The organism is Deltaproteobacteria bacterium, assembly GCA_018668695.1.
GTDB lineage: Bacteria > Myxococcota > XYA12-FULL-58-9 > XYA12-FULL-58-9 > JABJBS01 > JABJBS01.
In genome coordinates this window covers 49,688-70,022 of the sequence record JABJBS010000310.1, presented here as the reverse complement: position 1 = coordinate 70,022, position 20,335 = coordinate 49,688, and the positions used below count along the sequence as shown (strand labels likewise).

The 20,335-nt window shown below is 49.1% G+C and carries 17 protein-coding genes; 8 read left to right on the top strand and 9 right to left on the bottom strand.

From position 1 onward, the window contains the following. Positions 1–599 (bottom strand): alpha/beta fold hydrolase (locus HOK28_17130; protein MBT6434823.1); only part of this gene is annotated, 599 nt, incomplete at its 3' end. A gap of 114 nt (positions 600–713) precedes the next feature. On the opposite strand from HOK28_17130, the gene speE reads away from it, so the two are divergent. Next, positions 714–1,985, top strand: coding sequence for a polyamine aminopropyltransferase (speE, locus tag HOK28_17125; protein MBT6434822.1), 1,272 nt, complete (start codon positions 714–716; stop codon positions 1,983–1,985). 6 nt (positions 1,986–1,991) lie between these two features. On the opposite strand, the gene HOK28_17120 is transcribed toward speE, so the two are convergent. From HOK28_17120 to HOK28_17110, 3 genes are all read right to left on the bottom strand, one after another. Then, a complete protein-coding gene (locus tag HOK28_17120; protein ID MBT6434821.1) occupies positions 1,992–2,822 on the bottom strand; it encodes a hypothetical protein in 831 nt (276 codons plus the stop codon). Positions 2,823–2,909: 87 nt separating this feature from the next. After that, on the bottom strand, positions 2,910–4,394 hold the full coding sequence (locus tag HOK28_17115; protein ID MBT6434820.1) for a HAMP domain-containing protein: 1,485 nt from the start codon (positions 4,392–4,394) through the stop codon (positions 2,910–2,912). A 48-nt stretch (positions 4,395–4,442) separates the two neighbouring features. After that, entirely contained in the window at positions 4,443–4,952 is a 510-nt protein-coding gene (locus HOK28_17110; GenBank protein ID MBT6434819.1) for a DUF4154 domain-containing protein, read from the bottom strand. A 454-nt stretch (positions 4,953–5,406) separates the two neighbouring features. On the opposite strand from HOK28_17110, the gene HOK28_17105 reads away from it, so the two are divergent. From HOK28_17105 to HOK28_17085, 5 genes are all read left to right on the top strand, one after another. Beyond that, a complete protein-coding gene (locus HOK28_17105; GenBank protein MBT6434818.1) occupies positions 5,407–6,726 on the top strand; it encodes a hypothetical protein in 1,320 nt (439 codons plus the stop codon). After that, complete coding sequence (locus HOK28_17100; GenBank protein ID MBT6434817.1) at positions 6,723–7,112, top strand: cytochrome c; 390 nt, start codon at positions 6,723–6,725, stop codon at positions 7,110–7,112. Before HOK28_17105 ends, HOK28_17100 begins: the two co-directional genes overlap by 4 nt. 151 nt (positions 7,113–7,263) lie before the next feature. Continuing rightward, positions 7,264–9,969, top strand: a complete 2,706-nt coding sequence (locus HOK28_17095; GenBank protein ID MBT6434816.1) for a M1 family metallopeptidase — start codon at positions 7,264–7,266, stop codon at positions 9,967–9,969. Positions 9,970–9,995: 26 nt separating this feature from the next. Continuing rightward, positions 9,996–11,066: a hypothetical protein gene (locus HOK28_17090; protein ID MBT6434815.1), complete on the top strand. Its 1,071-nt coding sequence runs from the start codon at positions 9,996–9,998 to the stop codon at positions 11,064–11,066. Positions 11,067–11,313: 247 nt separating this feature from the next. Next, a complete protein-coding gene (locus HOK28_17085) occupies positions 11,314–13,110 on the top strand; it encodes a hypothetical protein (protein MBT6434814.1) in 1,797 nt (598 codons plus the stop codon). Between the two features lie 23 nt (positions 13,111–13,133). Here HOK28_17085 and HOK28_17080 read toward each other — a convergent pair whose 3' ends face one another. Next, positions 13,134–13,910, bottom strand: coding sequence for a cyclic nucleotide-binding domain-containing protein (locus HOK28_17080; protein ID MBT6434813.1), 777 nt, complete (start codon positions 13,908–13,910; stop codon positions 13,134–13,136). Positions 13,911–13,916: 6 nt separating this feature from the next. Next, positions 13,917–14,513, bottom strand: coding sequence for a PAS domain-containing protein (locus HOK28_17075; protein MBT6434812.1), 597 nt, complete (start codon positions 14,511–14,513; stop codon positions 13,917–13,919). Positions 14,514–14,751: 238 nt separating this feature from the next. Here HOK28_17075 and HOK28_17070 point away from each other — a divergent pair, with 238 nt between their 5' ends. Beyond that, positions 14,752–15,204 (top strand): benzoylsuccinyl-CoA thiolase, encoded by a 453-nt coding sequence (locus HOK28_17070; GenBank protein ID MBT6434811.1) that lies wholly within the window; start codon positions 14,752–14,754, stop codon positions 15,202–15,204. Further along, the gene (locus HOK28_17065) at positions 15,201–16,388 is read left to right on the top strand and encodes a lipid-transfer protein (GenBank protein ID MBT6434810.1); all 1,188 of its coding nucleotides are present in this window, start codon (positions 15,201–15,203) and stop codon (positions 16,386–16,388) included. The genes HOK28_17070 and HOK28_17065 overlap by 4 nt, the downstream gene beginning before the upstream one ends. 39 nt (positions 16,389–16,427) lie before the next feature. On the opposite strand, the gene HOK28_17060 is transcribed toward HOK28_17065, so the two are convergent. The 3 genes from HOK28_17060 to HOK28_17050 all read right to left on the bottom strand — a co-directional run bounded on the left by HOK28_17060 (position 16,428) and on the right by HOK28_17050 (position 20,329). Next, the gene (locus HOK28_17060) at positions 16,428–18,167 is read right to left on the bottom strand and encodes a response regulator (GenBank protein MBT6434809.1); all 1,740 of its coding nucleotides are present in this window, start codon (positions 18,165–18,167) and stop codon (positions 16,428–16,430) included. Positions 18,168–18,439: 272 nt separating this feature from the next. Further along, on the bottom strand, positions 18,440–19,186 hold the full coding sequence (locus HOK28_17055) for a hypothetical protein (protein ID MBT6434808.1): 747 nt from the start codon (positions 19,184–19,186) through the stop codon (positions 18,440–18,442). Between the two features lie 372 nt (positions 19,187–19,558). Continuing rightward, the gene (locus HOK28_17050; GenBank protein ID MBT6434807.1) at positions 19,559–20,329 is read right to left on the bottom strand and encodes a hypothetical protein; all 771 of its coding nucleotides are present in this window, start codon (positions 20,327–20,329) and stop codon (positions 19,559–19,561) included. Positions 20,330–20,335: the final 6 nt, after the last annotated feature.

Sequence of the window (20,335 nt, the reverse complement as noted above, 5' to 3'; positions counted from 1 at the left end):
CGTGTGGATATCATATCGTGCACCCATTTATCTGCTAGATAGCGCGCTACTTCAGATGTATCCGAGGAGATACCCAGGGTATCGAGACCACTTGGCAGTGTGAGTGTTGGCATATAACGATTGATTACTCGTCCAAGTCTCAACTTCAGGTCATTGATCGGTGAAATGGGAACCGCTAATGCAGGGGCACTTAAAATAGCACCTTCGATCATTGAGTGGATCGGTCGTGCGGTGAGGTATCGACCAACCACCGCGCCTCCCATGGAGTGACCCATGATCACAACCCGCGTACACGACGTCGTATCGATCAAGGTGGGCAGAATCTCTTCAAAGTCTGAAACCAAACCGTCTAGGCCTGCCGCATCGCCTCTTTTACCCAGGCTTTGTCCATGACCCCGGCAATCGTAACTTCGTACCTCAAAGCCCAGCTCCGTAAGCCTCAATCCGACCTCTTCATACCGGGAGGCGTGCTCGCCCAGCCCATGATGGATGACCACCAAAGTGCCATTTGGTTCGGCTGGTTTAGGCCAAAGAGCCAACTGGAATGGATGATTCTGACAGTTGTCCCAAACTTTTTTCTGAATAACGCTCTGAGTCATTCCGACTACCTACGCCTCGAATCGCAATAGCTCAAGCCTTGACCGGCGCATAAATAAGTGAAAAATCGAAGAAAGTCCGTGTGGATACAAAGTCTACACTTGTAGGAGTTAGATATGAATAGCTTGGGTCGTCATATTCTTGTGGAATTTTACGGGTGTAGCGAAGAAATCCTTGGAGATGCGGCTCGCCTTGAGAAACTCGTTGTGAAGGCCGCCAAGGACGCTGGTGCAACCGTTCTCAATTCAACCTTTCACCAATTCTCCCCTGTAGGCACCTCCGGTGTGGTGGTTATTCAAGAAAGTCATCTCGCCGTCCACACCTGGCCAGAGTTTCAATATGCAGCGGTCGATCTCTTTACGTGCGGCACATCCATCGATCCTTGGGACTCTTTTGAAAGTCTACGCAAAGGGCTCGAATCAACTTACGCCTCTCCTCTCGAAATGCTTCGCGGTCAATTCGGGCTCTTGCCCAAAGTAGAGTACGACGGAGAATTTGAAGATGAGGCGGCGAGTATAAACCCCGCCTATAAACGCAATGTGTGGTTTACCGAATGGGGTCAAGACAGTGGACTTTCGCTACGACACCGAGGCGACAAGCTCGTCGACCACAAGTCTCCATTTCAAAAAGTTGAGGTCTACGACACATACAAATACGGTAAAATGCTAACGCTCGATGGTCTCATTATGACCACAGAAAAAGATGAATATGTTTACCACGAGATGATTGCCCATCCGGCGATGCAAGCCCACAAGCAAGCCAAACGCATTCTTATCATTGGCGGTGGCGATGGAGGAGTGGCCCGTGAGCTACTTCGCTATGATCATGTCGAAGAAGTTGTCATTGCAGAAGTCGATGAAGTGGTCATCAAGACCGCTCGCGAACACTTTCCGAAAATAGCGTCCAGTTTTGCACACCCAAAGGCAACATTAGAAATCGGCGACGGCATGCAATATGTTAGCAAATCGCAAGATGCTTCTTTCGATATCGTTATTGTAGACTCGCCAGATAGAGTTGGGCCCGCCGAAGGACTTTACTCTGAAGACTTTTACAAAAACATTCACCGCATCCTCAAGGATGACGGAATCATGGTAGCTCAGAGCGAATCTCCTCGATTCAACGAGCACGTATTTGTAGGAATCGCGAAGTGTCATCGGGAACTATTCGGAAAAGATCATGTTTGGACTTACCTGGCTTTTGTACCAACTTACACCACAGGCATGTGGGCGTTTTCTTTTGCATCCAAAGGTTCCCTAAAGCCATCGAGTGTTGATACCGAGGCGGCAACTGCTTTTTCTGAGAAGAATGATCTTCAGTACTACAACGAGCAAATCCACAATGCCGCATTTGTCTTGCCGACTTATGTGAAAAAAATGTTGAGTGAATAAGAGGCCCTAGCTTAGGGCCCTGTTTTGAGACAGAACATCTTTGATATCTACTTTCAAATCAGCCATGAGCTTCTCAAAGCGATCCATCCCTCCATCGGGGTGATACTTCTTAACCGCCGCTACGATGTCAGACTTCGGCTTCATTTTTTTAACTTCAGCCACATAAATGCGGGTCATCATTTCCACAAAATGGGTTTCCTTCATTCTCCATTTGTGACGTTTATTTTCGGGTTTCTCACGGTTGGCTGATTCAACATACTCGTTGATAATATTTAAGAACCATTTTTTCCGTTTGGGGTAGTTCGCAAGATGAATCGACATCTGAGCATATACGCGATTTGCAAGCTCCGCGGCTTCCTCATCACGATACAGCCGTCGCCAAAACTCAGGATCGACGAGGTCTTCACGCGTATCCTGTAACCGTTCAACAATTTCAGCACACGATTTTCGATACTCCCTGTAGGCCTGCACGCCGATTAAAAGCCGGACTCCCTCTAAGAATCCGGGAATCATCCAGCGAGGAAGCGCACCCTGCTTCAAGCTCCGACCGGAAGGCTCAAATATCAGTTTCTCAAATCGCTCAACCAGAATACGGCTAAATGCATCACGCCCAAACTTTTGTATTTCATCGATATTAATCGCCCGCTTCACCTTCTGAGGGAAGATTTCTGGACGTTCTTTTAATGCGGTGATGATTTTTTTTACATCTTCTTCAGTGAGAGCTTTCTCTTTGTCTTGGATGTACTCGATCAGGGAAGTCTGAGTAATATCGAGAAGCTGATGCAACTCTCTGAGAACAAGCTGAGCCTCAACTACGGAATTTCCATTGCCCGCCATGACTACCTAACTGAGAATGGGGAAAACCAAACCAAAATGCTTCACTATCATATTAACAAGGCAACTCAGTGCGAGTCATTAGAAAAATTAGTACTGAAATTCAGAAACGATACGTTGTAACTCTTCCGCAGTCGTTGCCATCGCCTTGGCAGACCGGAGTAGTTTAGCTGAGTGTTCCGCATTACCTTGGGCTGTATCCGCTACGTCCCGAATGTTTTCCGCGATGTCCCCTGTAATATTACTGGCTTGCACAATCGTGCTGCCTACCTCATTTGCTGTGGTCGCCTGTTGCTCCACAGCTCCAGCGATAGCGGTTTGATTGCTATCTATCTGGTTGATGATTTTACTAATATCACCGATTGCATCAACAGCAGCATGACTGCTGGCAGCAATCGACTCAACCAGCTTTCGAACATCATCGGTCGCCTTGGCTGTTTCCTTGGCCAGTTCCTTAACTTCGTTTGCAACAACCGCAAACCCCTTACCTGCCTCTCCCGCACGCGCTGCCTCAATTGTTGCGTTAAGCGCCAAGAGGTTCGTCTGTTCTGCAATCGAAGAAATCACCTTCAAGACGTTATCAATTTTACCGCTGCTCTCTTCAAGTTCAACCACCGTTGACGTCGTCTGATTCGCAGCATCAACAGCTGTTCTAGCAACCTCTGAAACCTCGTGAACATTCCGAGAGATTTCGCCAATAGAGATTTCCATCTGCGTCACGCCCTCGGTAGCTCGCTGCACGTGACCGCTTACTTCCGTACTACCATCTGACGCCCTCAGCGATTGTTCGGAGGTTGCCAGTGTGGTCGTTTCGAGATCGCCACTGATGCCGTTGAGTTCACGGGATGCAATCGTCACCGATTGAGCTTGTTCACCAATGCGCCGGAGGGAGTTTTGGAGTTTGTCAGCAAACAGATTGAACCACCTGGCCATTTCGCCAAGCTCATCGCGAGTATCGATCTCCAAGCGCTGCGTGAGGTCACCCTCGCCCTCTGCGATGTCCTGCAGGCGTGCAACCATGTTGCGGATAGGACGAACCATCCTGCCTGCCATCACCCAAAATAACGAACAACCTGTCATAATAATCAGCAGGCCAACAGAGATCGTGACTTTGCGAGATTCAGAGATTGCCTCGTCAACTGCATTCAGCGATAGGCCTACGGCAACCAAGCCGATCTGATTACCCCCGGATGCAACCGGTTGAATGGCTAAAATCGATTTGTCACCATGGGTTAGCTGTTGTTTATCGGAGAACTTTACGTTGGGCCTGTCACCTTCGAATGACTTATCTTGCCATGAAGCGAATTCAGTATCTTCGCCTGAATAAACCACAACGAAGTCGACGCCATCAACCTTGCCAAAGGGCTTTAGTGCATCGGCCGTCGCATCCTTGTCATCAAACTCAAGACCGCCTGCCACGGCATTCGCGGCCAGGGTCGCCATTACCATAGCCTTATCCTCTAGAGCTTCTTCCACATGAGCCGCTTCACGGCTAGAAAAGAAAACAACAGTAAACAAGGCCACCGTAGATAAGATAGCCGCCAAACCCGCAATTAACTTTTGTACGAATCCCATTTGCATTCGAAACAAATTCCCCATTCGGTGAACACACTGTTCACATCATTATCGAATCACCTTTGTGAGTTTAAGAAAACTAGGCGCAAACGCATGGCCCTCCGCTTTTGCTCTTCCGAGGTTCACGGTGATCACCATTTTCCCACTCTTATCCATCACACCAACGGACACAGCACCGCCTTCAACCAAGCTGTTATCACCTGTAATTGAAAGGATTTTATTCGATTTTAGTAAAGGCGCCAGAGCATCATTGGACTTCAGGATATAGACGACGTTAATTCCACCAAGACTCCCGGCGGCATCTGCCTCTCCCACGGCCTTCGTTTTAAGCCCACGTCCCGAAAAAGCGGTCATCATTGCCTCGACGTCTGCTTTGGTCGCATCGTCATAAATACCCAAGACTTTCACTTTTTTACCCCGGAAGGCTTTCGCGAACTTAAAGACCTTCGCAAACACGCCCGTCTGAGCTTTTGGGGATGCCTTCGTTTGGGCATACACCGGTGAAGCTGCCGCTACACACACTCCTAAAATGAATGCTCTAAGTATTCTAAATCTCAACTGCTCCCCCTTCAAAACATACGCAATATGCGATGTTAAGGACGGCTGTAGAAGGCATTTACCCAATGAAAGTAAAGCTTAGCGCTCCCACCGAATGAAACGCAACGAACTGACCCCGAATAGGGACCAGCCCCACTCTCACACGCCAACAAAGACCAATGAAAACAGCGCACTAAAGGGACGACCTGCTCATAAATGTTATTTCATTCCAGCACATAATTTTTATCCCAAACATGTTCTCCAGTGTAGGACGATGTGCTCGAAACCGAGCGGTCAGAAAAGTCTGAATCACTTTTCTCAATTTGCTACTGACTAATTGTAATCCCAACCTATCGTGAATTGTTACAGCCTCGGCACCCTGCTAAGATTAAACGACGTCTTAAACACCAATTTACCGGTACTTGGTATCGAAGAGATATCGAGGAAGGCGAGCCCATCGGGGAGGGCAACAGCTATGAACATTATTCAACGGTCATCCATTATTGTTTTTGCATCCATCTTTTTTCTATCGACTCAGCCCGCCCTTGCACAAGATGCACCGGCCGAAGAAGCAGCACCAGCTGAAGAAGAAGCACCCACTGGAGAGGCTGCACCAGCTGAAGAAGAAGCACCAGCTGAAGAAGTTGCGCCCGTCCTCAAAACAGTCGTCGTTCCGGCCAATACCGACACTGTGAACCTATCCCCTTATTTAGATTATTTTGAAGATGCCGAAGGAAAACTCACCATCGAAGAGGTTAGTGCCAATGGCTTCCAGAGTAAGTTTCAGTCACTCGACGAAGGAGTCGATGTTGCAAACTTTGGTTTAGGACTGACCTCGGCCTTCTGGTTCAGAGTTGTTGTTGAAAACATGAGCGAAACCATTCAGTGGGTGATCGAGGATGATTATGCAGCACTCGACTCCATCTATTTCTACCAAAAGGACGCTGATGGAAACTGGCAAGTTCAAAAATCAGGTGACAGCGAGCCCTTTCAAGGGCGTTACTGGAATCACCCCAATCCAAACTTTTCTTTCGAACGCTGGGAAGGTGACACCACACCCGTATTTATCCGTGTTGTCACTACGGGCAATATGAAACTACCACTGAAACTCTACAGTGAACGTGCCTTTGGCCTAAAGAGCATGGATGAGCTTTTCGGCTCAGGCGTCTTTTACGGCATCTTCCTCGTCATGATTATCTTTAACGGCTTGATGTTCATCCCGCTGCGCGACGTCAATTACCTGCTCTACGTTGGCTTCCTTTCTCTTTTCTTACTCTTCCAGATGAACTTGCTTGGACATGGCTTTGAGTACTTGTGGCCCAACTCGCCTCACCTCAATAACCTCACCCTGCTCTTCTTTATCTTCTCGGCCTTTTTCTGTGCTCTGGAGTTTACGAGGAGGTTTAACTTGGCGGAGCAATACAGTCCCAAGTTCAACAAGGTCCTCAAGATATTTGCGTTAATCATGCTGGCGCTTTCGTTTGTGCAGTTTGTTGCGCCCTACAAGGTCATGATCAAGGTTGTGATTGTACTGTGTCTTGTTGGGTCTTCAACGATCGTTGCAGCGGGCATCTCGTGTATGAAAGCAGGTTTTCAACCCGCCCGATTCTTTGTCGGTGCATGGGGTATCTTTCTCGTGGGAGTTGTCCTCTTTGCTCTGGTTACCGCAGGAAGAATTCCATCGAACCCAATCACCGAGGGCTCGTATCGATTCGGCGCTACCATCTTGGTCACCTTCCTCGCCTTGGCTCTGGTTGACCGTTTAAGATTTCTCCAGGAACGTGGAGAAGGTTGATTCAGTACAACTTAAAATTGGGGCTCGCCGTTACCATCCTCATGTGCTTAAGCGGTGCGGTGGCAAACGCCGAGAGTGGCTCAACCCTATGGCTTAAAACCTGTTCCGCCTGCCACGGAGTAGACGGTTCAGGTCAAACGCCCATGGGTAAAAGAATGCTGCTCCCCGACCTTCGCAATGAAAAGGTTCAAAAGTCTCTCACCGATGAAATGATTCAAAGTGCTCTGTTCAATGGGCTCAAACGCAAAAAAGATGGCATGTTAAAAATTATGCCTTCCTACAAACACCTATCGGAAGCGAATCGGTTGCTTTTACAAAAACACCTGAGAACCTTTCGGGTAGCGAAGGCCCCCCAGGCGGCGCCCGCACAAAAGGCCAAGCCCTAATCCGACCAGGAGCTTCCTAAAACGCCTCAAGCATCTGGTGTTACTTACCTTTTCGAATCTAACCTCCATGATTCTCCAGAAGAAAAAGCGCTAAGCACTACTTCCCGGCCCGCAGTCGTTCTGCTAGTTTGCCGGCGAGGGAGAGCCAGTCATGAAATCAATAATATTCAATTTAAGCCTTTTGACCGCGGTCTGCGCCGGCTTGATGGGTTGCGCCCCAGCGTTGCAGACCCAAAGTGTAGAAGGCACTGGCACCGTTCAAAAAGGTGCGCCCTTCGAAACTGACCGGCTGGACCCCAACGTCGTACCGCAAGCCTATAAAGTGCACTTGTCTATCGATCCCAAGGCTGCAGACTACAGCGGGCACGTCTCAGTAGAACTCGCCCTTAAAAATGAGCAAAAAACAATTTGGCTTCATAGCTTAAAACACGAAATTGAATCGGCCCACTTTGTAGACGATAGCGGTCAAAGCCACTCAATGAGTGCCACCCGAGATGAGACTCATGAAGACTGGCTAGGGCTTACACTAACCAACACACTCAGTGCCCAAAATGGGACTTTGAATATCAAGTTCACGGGCACCATGGCCAATCCGCTCTTTGGAATGTACCGCGTTGAATCGGAAAAGCGCTGGTACATCTTTAGCCAAATGGAAGCATTGGGTGCGCGCGAAGCATTTCCATGCTTTGACGAACCAAGGTTTAAGGTCCCATTCACGGTGAGCCTCACGGTTCCATCAGAGACCAAGGCATTCTTCAACACACCCTCTGAATCAGTTGAAATCAAAGGCACACAAGCCACACATCATTTCGCCAAGAGTAAACCACTTCCCACCTATTTATTAGCACTCGCCGTTGGCCCCTTGGATCTTCTCCACAACCCGGCAGACGACATTACACGCCCCGATGGAAGCAAGCTTCGGGTCCGTATCATTACCGCACACGGTAAATCGCAAAAAGCGAAAATGGCACTGCGTGAAACTAAGAAACTGGTCGCCATCATTGAAGACTATTTTGGCATGCCCTATCCCTACGAAAAACTGGACCTTGTCGCGGTACCTGATTTTGAAGCTGGAGCCATGGAGAACCCAGGACTCATTACATACCGCGACTCGCTCTTGCTATTTGAGGAAGACACCGTCACTGAGCGTCAACTCGCTGGATACGCCAATACCCATGCCCATGAGCTCGGCCATATTTGGTTTGGAGATCTTGTGACCATGCCCTGGTGGGACGACCTTTGGCTTAACGAGGCCTTCGCAACTTGGTTTGCAGGAAAAGTCGTCTCCAAGTATCGCCCCGACTGGCAAAACAAAATTGGCGCACTCAGCTGGTTCACCTGGGTTATGGAACAAGACTCCAATCCCAAGTCTCGTAGAATACGTGAGCCGATCAAAACCCGTGGGGATATCGATAATGCCTTCGATGGTATTACCTATGGAAAAGGTTACGCAGTGCTCGCAATGTTTGAAAATCTCATTGGCGAAGAGGCATTTCAAAAAGGCATTCGCCAGTACTTAAAAGACCATGCCTGGGGTAATGCGACGAGTTCTGATCTCATCTCCGCTCTGGAGAAAGCATCGGGTCGAAAGGACTTCGCAGCTTCATTTAAAACTTTCCTGGAACAGCCCGGCGTACCCTTGGTTTCGATTGAACCTGGCCAATGCAACAACAACATGCTTGAACTGACAATCAGTCAAAAACGTTGGCAACCGCTAGGTGGTGCTACTCTTAGCCAGCAGAACTGGCACACGCCAATTTGCTTGAAAGCAGGCACAGACGGCGAAAAGACATGCACCATTCTAAAAGAATCTTCTACTAAAATTCAATTGCCGGGCTGCCCTGATACCGTTGTGCCCAATCCCGGAGGAGTAGCTTACCTGCTCTGGAGCATGCCTACCGATTCACTCAATCAGCTTCTTAAGAAGTTAAAAGATGCACCAGAGATCGACCGAGTAAGCGCCGTTGGTAATATTCGCCTGCTCTATCAGTCTGGTGAACTTTCCGCTGCCGATCTGCTTACCATTGCACCCGCCATGTTGTCCGATAAGAGTGCCCGCGTGCGCAACAGTGCACTAAGCCTTCTCGGTACGCTCAATCCTCTTGTAAGTGCTGATTTCCGACCTCAATGGAACGCTTGGTTGGGTAAACTCATACAACCCTTGGTAGATGAACTTGGCTGGGGCGATGATAACGAAAAATCACCCAAAGAGGTTTGGGACCTTCGTAAGAAGGTTCTGGCAATCGCCGGCAATCAAGCTTCTCTCCCAAGCGTTGTGGCGGAAGCCAAAAAGCGCAGCGAATCATTTCTTCAAGGTAAAGAGATCAAGCGTGAGTTAGCATCAACTGCCCTTACGATTTACGCCAAGCACAGCGAGCCCAAAGTCTTTAAAGAAATGCAGATTGTCTTTGAGGGGGAGACCGACATTTTTAGAAGAAACGTTCTGCGAAGTGGTCTGGCTTCGTTTTCCAACACCGAACTTGTTGAGCCTATTATTTCCTACGCTTTTTCCGATGCTCTGCGAGATAATGAAAGACAGAATTTTATTTTCGCGCCTAACCGTAATTACAAAACACGAGATCTGGCCTGGAAAACAGTAAAAACAAGGCTTAAAGAAATTCGAGAATTGCTACCTTCACATTCAGCCAAGTATCTCCCCTACCTGCTCAGCTCCCATTGCTCCAAGGATGCCCTAAGTGAACTCGAGACTGTGTTTGAACCATGGGTAAGCGGTCCGGAAGCCAACCGTATCGAAGGGCTCGGCCGCCATGTTTCGGCAACTCGCAACAGACTCGAACGGTGCCTCGCATTACGCGACAAGAATCAACTCGCACTTTCCAAAATGGTTCAGAACTAACCAAACAATTTTCATGGGGGAAAATCATGACGCCACGCCCACTGGCATTCATTCTTATTTCATTATTACTCACGGCATGTGGAGCGTCAGACACTGGCCCTGCAACTTCTCCAGACGAACCAGCTCAGTCAGGTAACACTGCACCCAACGCTGACGAAAGTGACCCATCAGCCGCTGCAGATGATCCTGCAGACCCTGCTGAGAATTCGGACCCGTCCGACGCCTCGGATGCCACAGAGGCAAATGATGACCCTGCAGATACCGATGAATCCGATGTTACTGATACGGAGCCTGAACCAGATCCCATCGACCCCGCCTGCGACGTCGACCAAGATGGATACGCAAGCTATGAATGCGGCGGTGATGACTGCGAAGATGGGAACTTCTATGTCAATCCAGGTCAACTAGAGTATTGTGACTTTCTAGATAACGACTGCAGCACCATTATCAACGACGGTATTACTTGTAACGTCTATGCTCACACCGCCTCCACGCTCTATGAGGTCGAACCATTTCTGGGAACCATTACAGAGATATCTACAGTACCCGGCCTTTTCGATTTTGATACAAGTACGGAAGGTATTCTATATGGGATTACCCCCAGCAGCCTTTACGTCTACGATGAGGAAACAGTCACATGGTCCATCGTAAGTTCCATCTCAGGAATGGCTGGTACAGCCAACGGGTTTGCAATCGACTCGACAGGTCGCGCATTCGCAACCTCTGGGAGTAATGCCTACTCGGTGGATCTCACCACGGGTACGTTTGAGCTTGTTGGTAATATGGGCTCCCAATTCAACTCCAGCGGAGACTGCGTCGTCGATAAAAGTGATGGTCTCTTTATGACCTCCAACGGAACTGGCGCCACCAATGGCGATGACCTCGTTCAAATCAATACCACGACGGGTGCGGCCACTGTGGTAGGCAGTACTGGATTTTCTGGAATCTATGGCTTGACGGCCGCGTGGGGAAATATGTTTGGCTTCACAGGATCTGGCCAGCTCATCCTACTAGACAGCGAAACATATTCAGGCACCTTGTTGCATCAGTTCCCAGGCCTCTCATTCTATGGCGCCGCCAGCAGCCAAGTTCGTTAAAGATTCGCTATCAAATAGCTCACGCCTCTCTAACGATCTCTTATTTGCAAGCTCTAAAGGGCCATGTAAGCCGTTCTAAGTGAATCTTGTACGAAATCGATGGCGACCATGATGTTCAAGAGAAAAGCGCTGCTAAAGCCTCACCAAGCCCATACAAAGAATTCAAATTGGCGCTGATTCATCGTCGAAAAAATTGGTGTCGTGCTCAGCTCTTGACCATCTGGAGCAATAATTGATTCAATAAGATGTGGAAACGTCGTATTCGCATAGCTTTCTTTCAGCCGTCGACCGTCATGCATACCCTCTGGCAAATGCTTTAGCTCCCGTTCTACTGGGGCAAGTAGGGTTCTCTTCAGCAGGTTATCCGTATCTCGAAGCCGATCTCTTCAGAAGCTTACGAGATACACTTCCACTTTTGTTCCAAGGCGGACAAGTGGTTCGCGACACAGTGGACATGCTCTGTGAAGTATCCGCGCCACATCTCAATATAGATGCACACGCCAACCTCGAGTCTGCCGCCAAAGTTGTTCGCACCATTCTCAATACTGCTGCAGTAACCGCCCCGCCCGATCTTTGGCTCTTACGACAGGTATTCCAAACTTGGCAAAAAATCGGATTGATTGAAGCGGTTCTATCTCAAGAAGGTATTAGTCCCGAAAACTGCGGACTCTTAGAAAACGAAATCAAAATCGACCTCAAATTCCTGCTCTCGCGGGGCTATCTGGTTGAGAGAGGTGGGCGCTACCATACCTCCACCGAGCCCCGTGTGCTGACGTTGCTTCAAAAATCGCAGATCGACACGTTACCACTGCCCTTTTCTACTCCCGGTGAATGGACAAGATTTTTTAACCAGGAATCTTTGGACCCTGCCACCACAAAGCGGCTGGCCGATTTCCTAAGGGCACCAGGCCCGGAAGTTATCCCCCGAGAGCACTGGTCCGCTACATGGGACGAAATCAATTTGGGCTACCGCTGGGTACCTGTACTGCTTGGTATGCACCAAAGCCCTTGTTCCTTGGCACTGGCTTCCGGAAACCCAATCAACGAAATTGAAAAACAGTGGCGCGACACACCTATTGGAACACCCCTCATCAAGTTGCTCCAAAATGCGGGAGTCGCAAAGTACCTAGACGGGTCCTTTGTACCTACGAGTATAGGGCGGCGCGTCTTTGCAAGAGCGACAGGTCCCTTTGGTATTATCCAAGCTTATCAACCTTACATGGACCACCTGGAGGAGATTCTCAATAAAGGTCGGCAACAGGTACACGTCCAGCGAGGGCCAAACGTCGCCGCAAGTCAGCTTGCCAATCGTTCCTCTTTTGAGAAAATCAATGAGTCCTTGGATAGTTTCTGTAAGGATACCGGATTTTCATACAATCTATACATCGAGCATGCCTTGGGACGCGGCGAAGCTACCCGCCAAAGATTTGAAAAGAATGGCAACACCATTTCCTACGTGGGAGCTGATTTAGAACAGGCATCGATAGACAGTGCTCAGGCAGAACAACGCAAAGGCCATTTACCTAAAGAGATGTGCTTTTTGTCTGGTGCAGACATAGGTCAGCCTCAAATCCTCCTCAGCTACCTCAGAGAGAGAGAGCTTTCCCCCAAGTATGGTGTGATGATTGTAGGAAACGGTTTTCATGAGGTTCGTGGACAAACCGATGAACGGGTTATCGATATATTTAGAGGTTATCACGACGCCGGGCTGATTTTACTTTTTACGGAAGAGAGCGCACTGAGTGTGGAGCATCTGCTCGAAACCGCCTGGAACACATATCACGCCGGTTTTAAATACGTTCATGAGCGTTCAGGTCAAGGTCTACGACCTGCACGCAAAGGGCCAGGCCCCGAAATGGGACCAGAGCTGCCGATGAGCTGGCATCAATGTGCTAGCCATGCCGGATATTTTCCGTTGGATAATTATACCACCCGAACTCGAACCATTTTCCCTTACGCACCTCAAGACGGATTTAATCCAGCCATCAGCGTAAACCATTTCTTTATTCCGGGAGCGCTCGCTCAGGAACTGGAACTCATATAGCAAATCGGTAAGTTTAGAGACTCTCAAGCCTTGGCGTGGCGTGTATCCAGCTCCGAGATACGTCTTGCCATCTGACTGGCTACGTCAATCATCAAAGATGGCCGCGCTTGTATTAAGCGAGCAAAATCTTGATGTGTTGTAAATTGACACTCACAAATTTTCGTTGCTTCTACACTTGCAGCACGCGACTCACCGGTAAGAAAAGACATCTCACCGAAAAGCTCGCCTGAATGAATTTCGCCCACAACGGCGTCATCTACTTTGACGACGGCGTGGCCTCGAGTCATCACACCAACATTGGTCGCAGGCGAACCCTCCTCCAATATAATGTCTCCTGGTTGAAACACCGCAAAACGCAATGCGGGACGAATCTCACCACCGGCCAAATCTGCGCAAAGAGACTCTAAGGCATCCACGTACAATGACTGAAAACGAATATACTGATTCAAGTGAGATTCATTTTTGACCAAGGCTTTACTCAATGCCTGATCAGACAAAACAGTAAGAGTCGCCGCAAAATCTCCGATGACTTGAAGTTTCTGAGCGGCGCAATCAGCCGGAACCCGAAAGAACTCCTTGGGTGAGATAATGCAAAGAGTACTGCCTTCAAGTGTTGCCTTTAAGTAACCTTCCGAGAGATAGACCCAATTGTCCTCTAGAAGTGAAGTCAGTTCCTGACCAGCTTTTGTTTCGTGCTTAGGGCCGGCATCAGAAAGCGCCAAGCCCAGAGATGATCCCAAACGTTTAATCCCCGCTTGTCTTTTCTCAGCAGCGGTACTCAGTTCCAATTCTGGAAGCATCTTGGTTTACACTTTCTTCTTCACTGGAGCCGGCGGTGGCGGTCCTTTTTTAACCACAGGAGCAGGTGGCGGCGGACTTGAAAAAACATTCTCGCGGTCGTCAATTGGCTCTCCCGTAAAGAACTGCTTGTTGTCTTTACGGTTAAATACTTTATAGCTGCGCCAAGTTAAGCTGCCCAAGATGTACTCAACATCATCTGTTGTATTGCCTCGAAGCGGCAAAAGGCATTGTCGATACCGAATCAATAAGCCGCGTGAGTTCACAAATTCAGATTCCTCATCCGAAGCCTTGGATGATTCAATTACGCACTCAAGCTTCATTTGTAGCTGCTCGCGGTAGGTACCCACCAGCTGGTCATAAACCTCTTCGGCGGTTTCATCCACGCCGTATGCCAGAGTAATGGCAGGGCCTAAAAAACAATGCTTGAAACGTTCGTTGCCTGCATTCTCAAGTACCTCGACCATGAAAACATGGTCGATCACCTCATCGATGCAGCCTAGGTCGACGTCGCCCTCTCGGGGAATGCTCCCTCCCTGGCAGAGGCCGTCCCAGTACTCTCCAAGTATCTCTGAAACTCTTCGTTTTTGTTCCTTATTTTCCATCGGTAACCTTTTCCATCATCATCATAGCCCCGGCTGGCCCGTCGAAGAAACCCCCTCGTCACCCTTTCGATACCAGAACCTCCGAACTCAACCTCTTCATCGTGGCATGGGCATCCAAATCATCTAAATTAATTAGAAAAATCGTAACGTTGTGCAAGCGCCGGAGCACCTCGCTTGCCATAGAAGAACAAGCCCACTAATGATGTGTATCTGATCATATTGCGAAGAGGAGGGGTGGATGGAAGCCGCGAAAGAGCAAGTCCCAGCCGTAGAAGGCTGGTTCACAATGGACAGCGAGAATCCCCAGCTCATTGGTAGCCACTGCACGAGTTGCAAGACCTATTATTTCCCGAAGGAAACTCATTTTTGCAAAAATCCGGAATGTACAAGTTCGGAACTTGAGGAAACAAAGCTCAGTACCGAAGGTGTCCTCTGGTCATTCACCAACAACTGCTACGCCCCGCCCGAGCCCTACATCAAGGCTGATCCATTTGTTCCCTATGCAATCGCGGCCGTTGAGCTACAGAAAGAAAAAATGGTGATTCTCGGACAAATCGTCGAGGGAGTTCAGGTTGAAGACTTACGGGCCGGTATGACCATGAAATTAACACTCGCATCGCTCTATGAAAAAGACGACCAGCAATTCATGGTCTGGAAGTGGCAACCCGTGAGCAGTGGAGAATCCCAATGAGTCATGACGTCGCGATTCTCGGAGCCGGTATGCATCCCTGGGGAAAATGGGGACGCAATTTCACTGAGTATGGCATTGTTGCCGCGCAGGCTGCCTTAAAAGATTCCGGACTCGATTGGACAGATGTCCAATTCATCTCAGGAGCGAATACGCTACGCTGTGGTTACCCGGGCAACATTTCCGGTGCAACCTTCGCACAAGCGCTTGGCTGGTCGGGTGCACGTGTTTCAAGCTGCTACGCTGCTTGTGCTTCGGGTGCCCATGCAATCAACAATGCCCGCGCACAAATCCTTGCAGGACTTTGCGACGTTGCACTGGTCATTGGTTCCGATTCCGCACCCAAAGGATTTTTTGGGCCCGCCAAAGGAGAACGACCGGACGATCCGGACTGGCTTCGATTTCGACTCCTCGGCGCAACCAACCCTACCTACTTTGCACTCTACGCCAGACGACGTATGGAGATTTACGGCGCCACCGAAGAGGACTTCGCACAAATCAAGGTCAAAAATAGCGAGCACGGATTCAACAACCCCTACGCGCGTTACAAAAAGAAATTCACACAAGAAGAAGTTCTCGCATCACCTATGGTGGCTGATCCACTGAGGCTTTTTGAAATCTGTGCAACCAGTGATGGGGCAGCAGCACTTGTATTATGCAGCATGGAATTTGCTAAAAAGCATACAACGAAGCCTGTACGTATCGCGGCTGTGTCCACTGTAACACCTCGGTTTCCCAATACTGTCATCGAAATGCCAGCCTTTTCCACCGATTCAGCCGCGGGAATGGCTCCGCCTGATATCCTATTCCGGGATTCCATCGCTCACGCAGCATACGAAGAAGCTGGAATTGGCCCTGAGGATCTAAGTTGTGCAGAGGTTTATGACTTATCATCTGCTCTTGAACTTGATTGGTATGAAAATATTGGGCTCTGCAAACCCGGTGAGGCCGAGGGGCTTCTTCGTGACGGTGAGACCACCCTTGGAGGTCGTATCCCGGTCAATCCAAGTGGTGGATTGGCATGCTTTGGTGAAGCCGTTCCAGCCCAGGCAATTGCTCAAGTTTGTGAGCTTACCTGGCAACTCAGAGGCGAAGCTGAAGGCCGCCAAGTAGAAAATGCACAAGCAGGCGTAACCGTAAACCAAGGGCTTTTTGGCCATGGTTCTTCTGTCATCGTTAAGAAGTAAGCTTTTAAGATGCCCGCACCAGAGACTTACTCGGGTGTTTTAGTCTTCCAACGTCCGCCCCGCTGAACCGCCGCCAACTGGCAACCACAGCTCAAATCGAGCACCACCGAGTTCTTTATCGTCTAATACGACTAAGCTACCATTATGCTCATGCACCATACGCCGGGCAATCGTTAAACCGAGTCCGGCCCCGGCTCCCGCAGGCTTTGTCGAGAAAAACTCTTCAAAAACCGACTCCCGCATCTCCTCGGCGATTCCGTCACCATTATCGCTTATTGCAACAACCACGCCCAAGCGCCCGTCTCGCTCCTCGGCAAGTGTTTCAATCGAAATTTTCCCAACAAAGTTGGTCCCACCTGCCAAAGCGCGTTGATGTTTCTGCTGAAGCACCTCAGCGGCGTTAAATAAAATAGCTGTAACCGATTGCCCTACTCGGCTTCTGTAACAACACAGAGTTGGTACCTCATTAAAATGAGTGGTCACTTCGTTAAGTTCAAGTGTGGCCTGAGTAAGAGTCATGCACTCACGAATTAGGTTATTCACATCTACATCAGGCATTGCCGGTGGCACCTGTTGTAAATGATTTCGAAGTGCCTCGCTGATCTCCGTTAAACGCGCAACCGCAGTCTTATTCTGCTCAAACGACTCTTCCATGCGACCCAGGCGCTTATCAAAGCTATTCCGAATTTGCTTTGCTTCCGATGAGTCATCCAAAATAGAGAAAAGTTCGTCCTGTAAACTATTGAGTTCCTTATTGAGATTTTCTCCAGCAGCTTGAACCATCCAAATAGGATTTACGATTTCATGCCCCACTCCAGCGACCATTTGCCCTAAGGCAGATAACCTCTCCGCATGCACAATCAGGTTTCGAGCATGCTTAAGCTCCACATCGGTGTCTCTTCGCATCTCGTCCCGGGCTTCTTCAAGCTCCATGGTTCTTTCACGAACCGCCGCAACAGCACGACTTTCCTGTTCTGCGACACGAAAACTCTCGCGCATATCTCTGACTAATAAAACAAATCCACCATCATCCTCGCCGCCGAGAGAGCTTAAATTGGCAGCACTCACTGCAGCAGGAATGCGCTCTCCCGAAACACTGATCAAAGAGACGGTCATTCCGGATACAGTATGGTCCTGCAAAGCGCTTTCGATACCGGTTAAGTGAATCAAATCATCGGTGGCAACCATCTCCCTGAGTGGGCGCCCCACGTAATCAGCAGAGTCACCTCCCAAAAGCCCCAGCATCGCATCATTGATTCGCTTCACGACTTCATTTTCATTCAGAACGATTAACCCATCGGCCATCGAGGAGAGCACATTCTCGAGAAACACCTTAGATGCAGAAACTCTAAGTCTCGCCTGCTCCAAAGCCTGGCGATTTTGGTAAAGTTCGAGATGGGTTTTGACCCGAGCAACCAATTCTCCGGGTCGAAATGGTTTCGTAACGTGGTCATTTGCGCCAGCATTCATGGTTTGAACGACCGTATCGACACTTGACTGACTGGTTAACATCAGGACTGGAACTTCTTGTTTCTCCTGATCTGCTTTTCGCTTGAGTAAGAGAAACTTATAGCCGTCGGCTCCAGGCATCACCACATCACAAACCACCAAGCTTACCGGATTGTTCAACAGAAGCCTGTAGCCTTCAATCCCGTCGCTCGCCTCCAGGCATGTTTCAAACAAGGCTGTGGGTTGTAGTGCCGCCCAAACTTCAGTGCGAACGACTTCCGAATCGTCAATAATGAGCAAGATATGGCCCATGGTGATCACGCGTTTCAATTGATGAGAGAAACCATGCCGGGAGTAAAACTAAAGAATCAACCCCGCGCCCTTTAATTATGACTAATTATAGGGACCTGGGCAATCTCAAAGAATAGAAGTACAATTGACCGATTACCGAAAGCCTTAAGCTTGGCCTTCAAAAGCTCAAATTAAGCCGACTCATTATTTTTTCGAGGGCTGAAGCAGCCCCCACAAACGTAAATCCCCGTGACAACCCAATCTCGGTTGTCACGGGGACTAACACCTTCCAGACTCCTTGAAGAGTCTCCTTAATTACAGCTGTTGCAGAAGAGGTCACCTGGTTCGCACCCTGCACAGGAGCTTCTATAACCAGCGTGCCATACGGAGCCACTGTACTTATTCCAGTAGCGCTTCGTCTTCTGCGTACTGTAGCTGTCACAGCTACCCCACCAATCTCGGGACGCACACACACTGTCGTAGTTGTAACAAAACCACGCAGAGTTAAACGGATTAAACACACCAACAATGACTGTTTCAGGCCATGGTCCCCAGAAACTATTTGCGTCGTAGAGATCGGAGTCTACACCGCAAGAACCATGTGAGCTTGAGTCGTATCCATAACCGGAATCGTGTCGCCGACAGCTACCATCGGCTCGACTCACAGAGCAGTAATTGTTCTCACAAGAACCGCCCGGTCCGCACCAATTGGTGCCGCTCAAACTCTGCCAAATATCATTCTCAGCAGGCTTAATCACTGCGAACTGCTCCATACAGTTCGCTTCGACCTCCGGTTGTCCACCCTCAGGACATCCTTCGGACCGCTCGCCCACATCACACTCAAACTGCTTCACTAAATTTTCAAGTTCCCAAACTTCGCATGGCTCAAATGCAACTTCGCATGCTAGCAAATCGTCTCTATTCAAGACGGTCGCCAGCAGAAAGTCGCAGGCTTCATTAAGCTCGGCTCTGTCCACCTCCCCCGAGGCTCCGCCAGCACCACAACCAGACGCGAATGCGGCTCCTATTAAGCAAACAAACGCACAAAACTTATCCATTCAGATTTCCCCACAAACCCTTAGATTCAGCATGGTAAGTGAAGCAATCTTCGTGCCGGTTTTTGGGGTCAAAGACTCGATTTTATGGAGGCATAAAAATAGCGCCACATTTTAGTGACTTATATAACTGTGGTCTAAAAGGCGGGGCTCACTGGAAAAATATGAAGGACGCAAGTGGGTAATTATGGTTCATAAATCTCAAAATACGCATACCGTTTAAGTCAAAAACAGCGATAATCTAACCATTTTTCATCATTAATCGACCAAAATTCACTTCATCGAGCTGAGATGATGGGACTAAGCTCGGTTTATGAATCAAACTGCTTGAAAATCGCTTATTCCTTTTCGAAACATACGAACCAGAATCTTCGCTTAATCTAAATTCACGTCAATATTAACAGGCTTTCCCCGACGATGAACTTGGATGCTGAGGGTCCCTACGTTTCCAAGCCTTTGAGCCAGGTCCATGGCTTTTTCAGGTGACTCAAAAGCCTCCCCGTTGACGCTGCGAACGACATCAAAATTCCTAACGCCCAACCTATAGTAGATGCTGTCCTTTTGGAGCCTACCCACCTGAAATGCTCGAGGGGCATGAGGGCCTCCCGCAACGCCGGGAACGACAAATTTATCCGTCCATGCCGCCTGCACACCATCGCGAGCCGCCCCGCCGACACCCGCCGTTGAGGCTTTCTCAGCATCCGAGAACAACTTAAAAATCTCAACCAATCTGGATGGAAGCTGCTTTGAATCGATTGCCGTCGGTTCATCCCGATAACGGTTCTTTACCTCACGGGTTGCCGACTTCGTACCGGTAAACTCATGAGCCTTTCCCGTGCACCTTTCCATAACTCCCTGGTTGTCGACCACGATAGCCAGCTTATGAATCTCAAGAATGGTTACGCCAGGTGCCAACTGGTTGCTGCCCGGGTTGATTGTATAAGACTTCGAGTACTCATTTTTCACATGAAAAATCATCGCGGTTGACCACTGCGGTGCGTCCTCTGCCAAGAGTGTCGCCCTAACCACAATAGGTAAGCTGCATGCTGCAAGTTTTGCCTCGGCCCCGTGCGCCATCGCCGCTGAGCTCAGAAGCAACCAAACCAGCACGAGCCGCATCGTTTTTCTCAATGGTTTCAGTCTCAAGCCAGT

Excerpts from the sequence above, each read along its gene's own strand:
- speE (MBT6434822.1), top strand. The coding sequence starts at position 714 with ATGAATAGCTTGGGTCGTCATATTCTTGTGGAATTTTACGGGTGTAGC.
- HOK28_17120 (MBT6434821.1), bottom strand. The coding sequence starts at position 2,822 with ATGGCGGGCAATGGAAATTCCGTAGTTGAGGCTCAGCTTGTTCTCAGA.
- HOK28_17115 (MBT6434820.1), bottom strand. The coding sequence starts at position 4,394 with ATGGGATTCGTACAAAAGTTAATTGCGGGTTTGGCGGCTATCTTATCT.
- HOK28_17105 (MBT6434818.1), top strand. The coding sequence starts at position 5,407 with ATGAACATTATTCAACGGTCATCCATTATTGTTTTTGCATCCATCTTT.
- HOK28_17095 (MBT6434816.1), top strand. The coding sequence starts at position 7,264 with ATGAAATCAATAATATTCAATTTAAGCCTTTTGACCGCGGTCTGCGCC.
- HOK28_17090 (MBT6434815.1), top strand. The coding sequence starts at position 9,996 with ATGACGCCACGCCCACTGGCATTCATTCTTATTTCATTATTACTCACG.
- HOK28_17080 (MBT6434813.1), bottom strand. The coding sequence starts at position 13,910 with ATGCTTCCAGAATTGGAACTGAGTACCGCTGCTGAGAAAAGACAAGCG.
- HOK28_17075 (MBT6434812.1), bottom strand. The coding sequence starts at position 14,513 with ATGGAAAATAAGGAACAAAAACGAAGAGTTTCAGAGATACTTGGAGAG.
- HOK28_17070 (MBT6434811.1), top strand. The coding sequence starts at position 14,752 with ATGGAAGCCGCGAAAGAGCAAGTCCCAGCCGTAGAAGGCTGGTTCACA.
- HOK28_17065 (MBT6434810.1), top strand. The coding sequence starts at position 15,201 with ATGAGTCATGACGTCGCGATTCTCGGAGCCGGTATGCATCCCTGGGGA.
- HOK28_17055 (MBT6434808.1), bottom strand. The coding sequence starts at position 19,186 with ATGGATAAGTTTTGTGCGTTTGTTTGCTTAATAGGAGCCGCATTCGCG.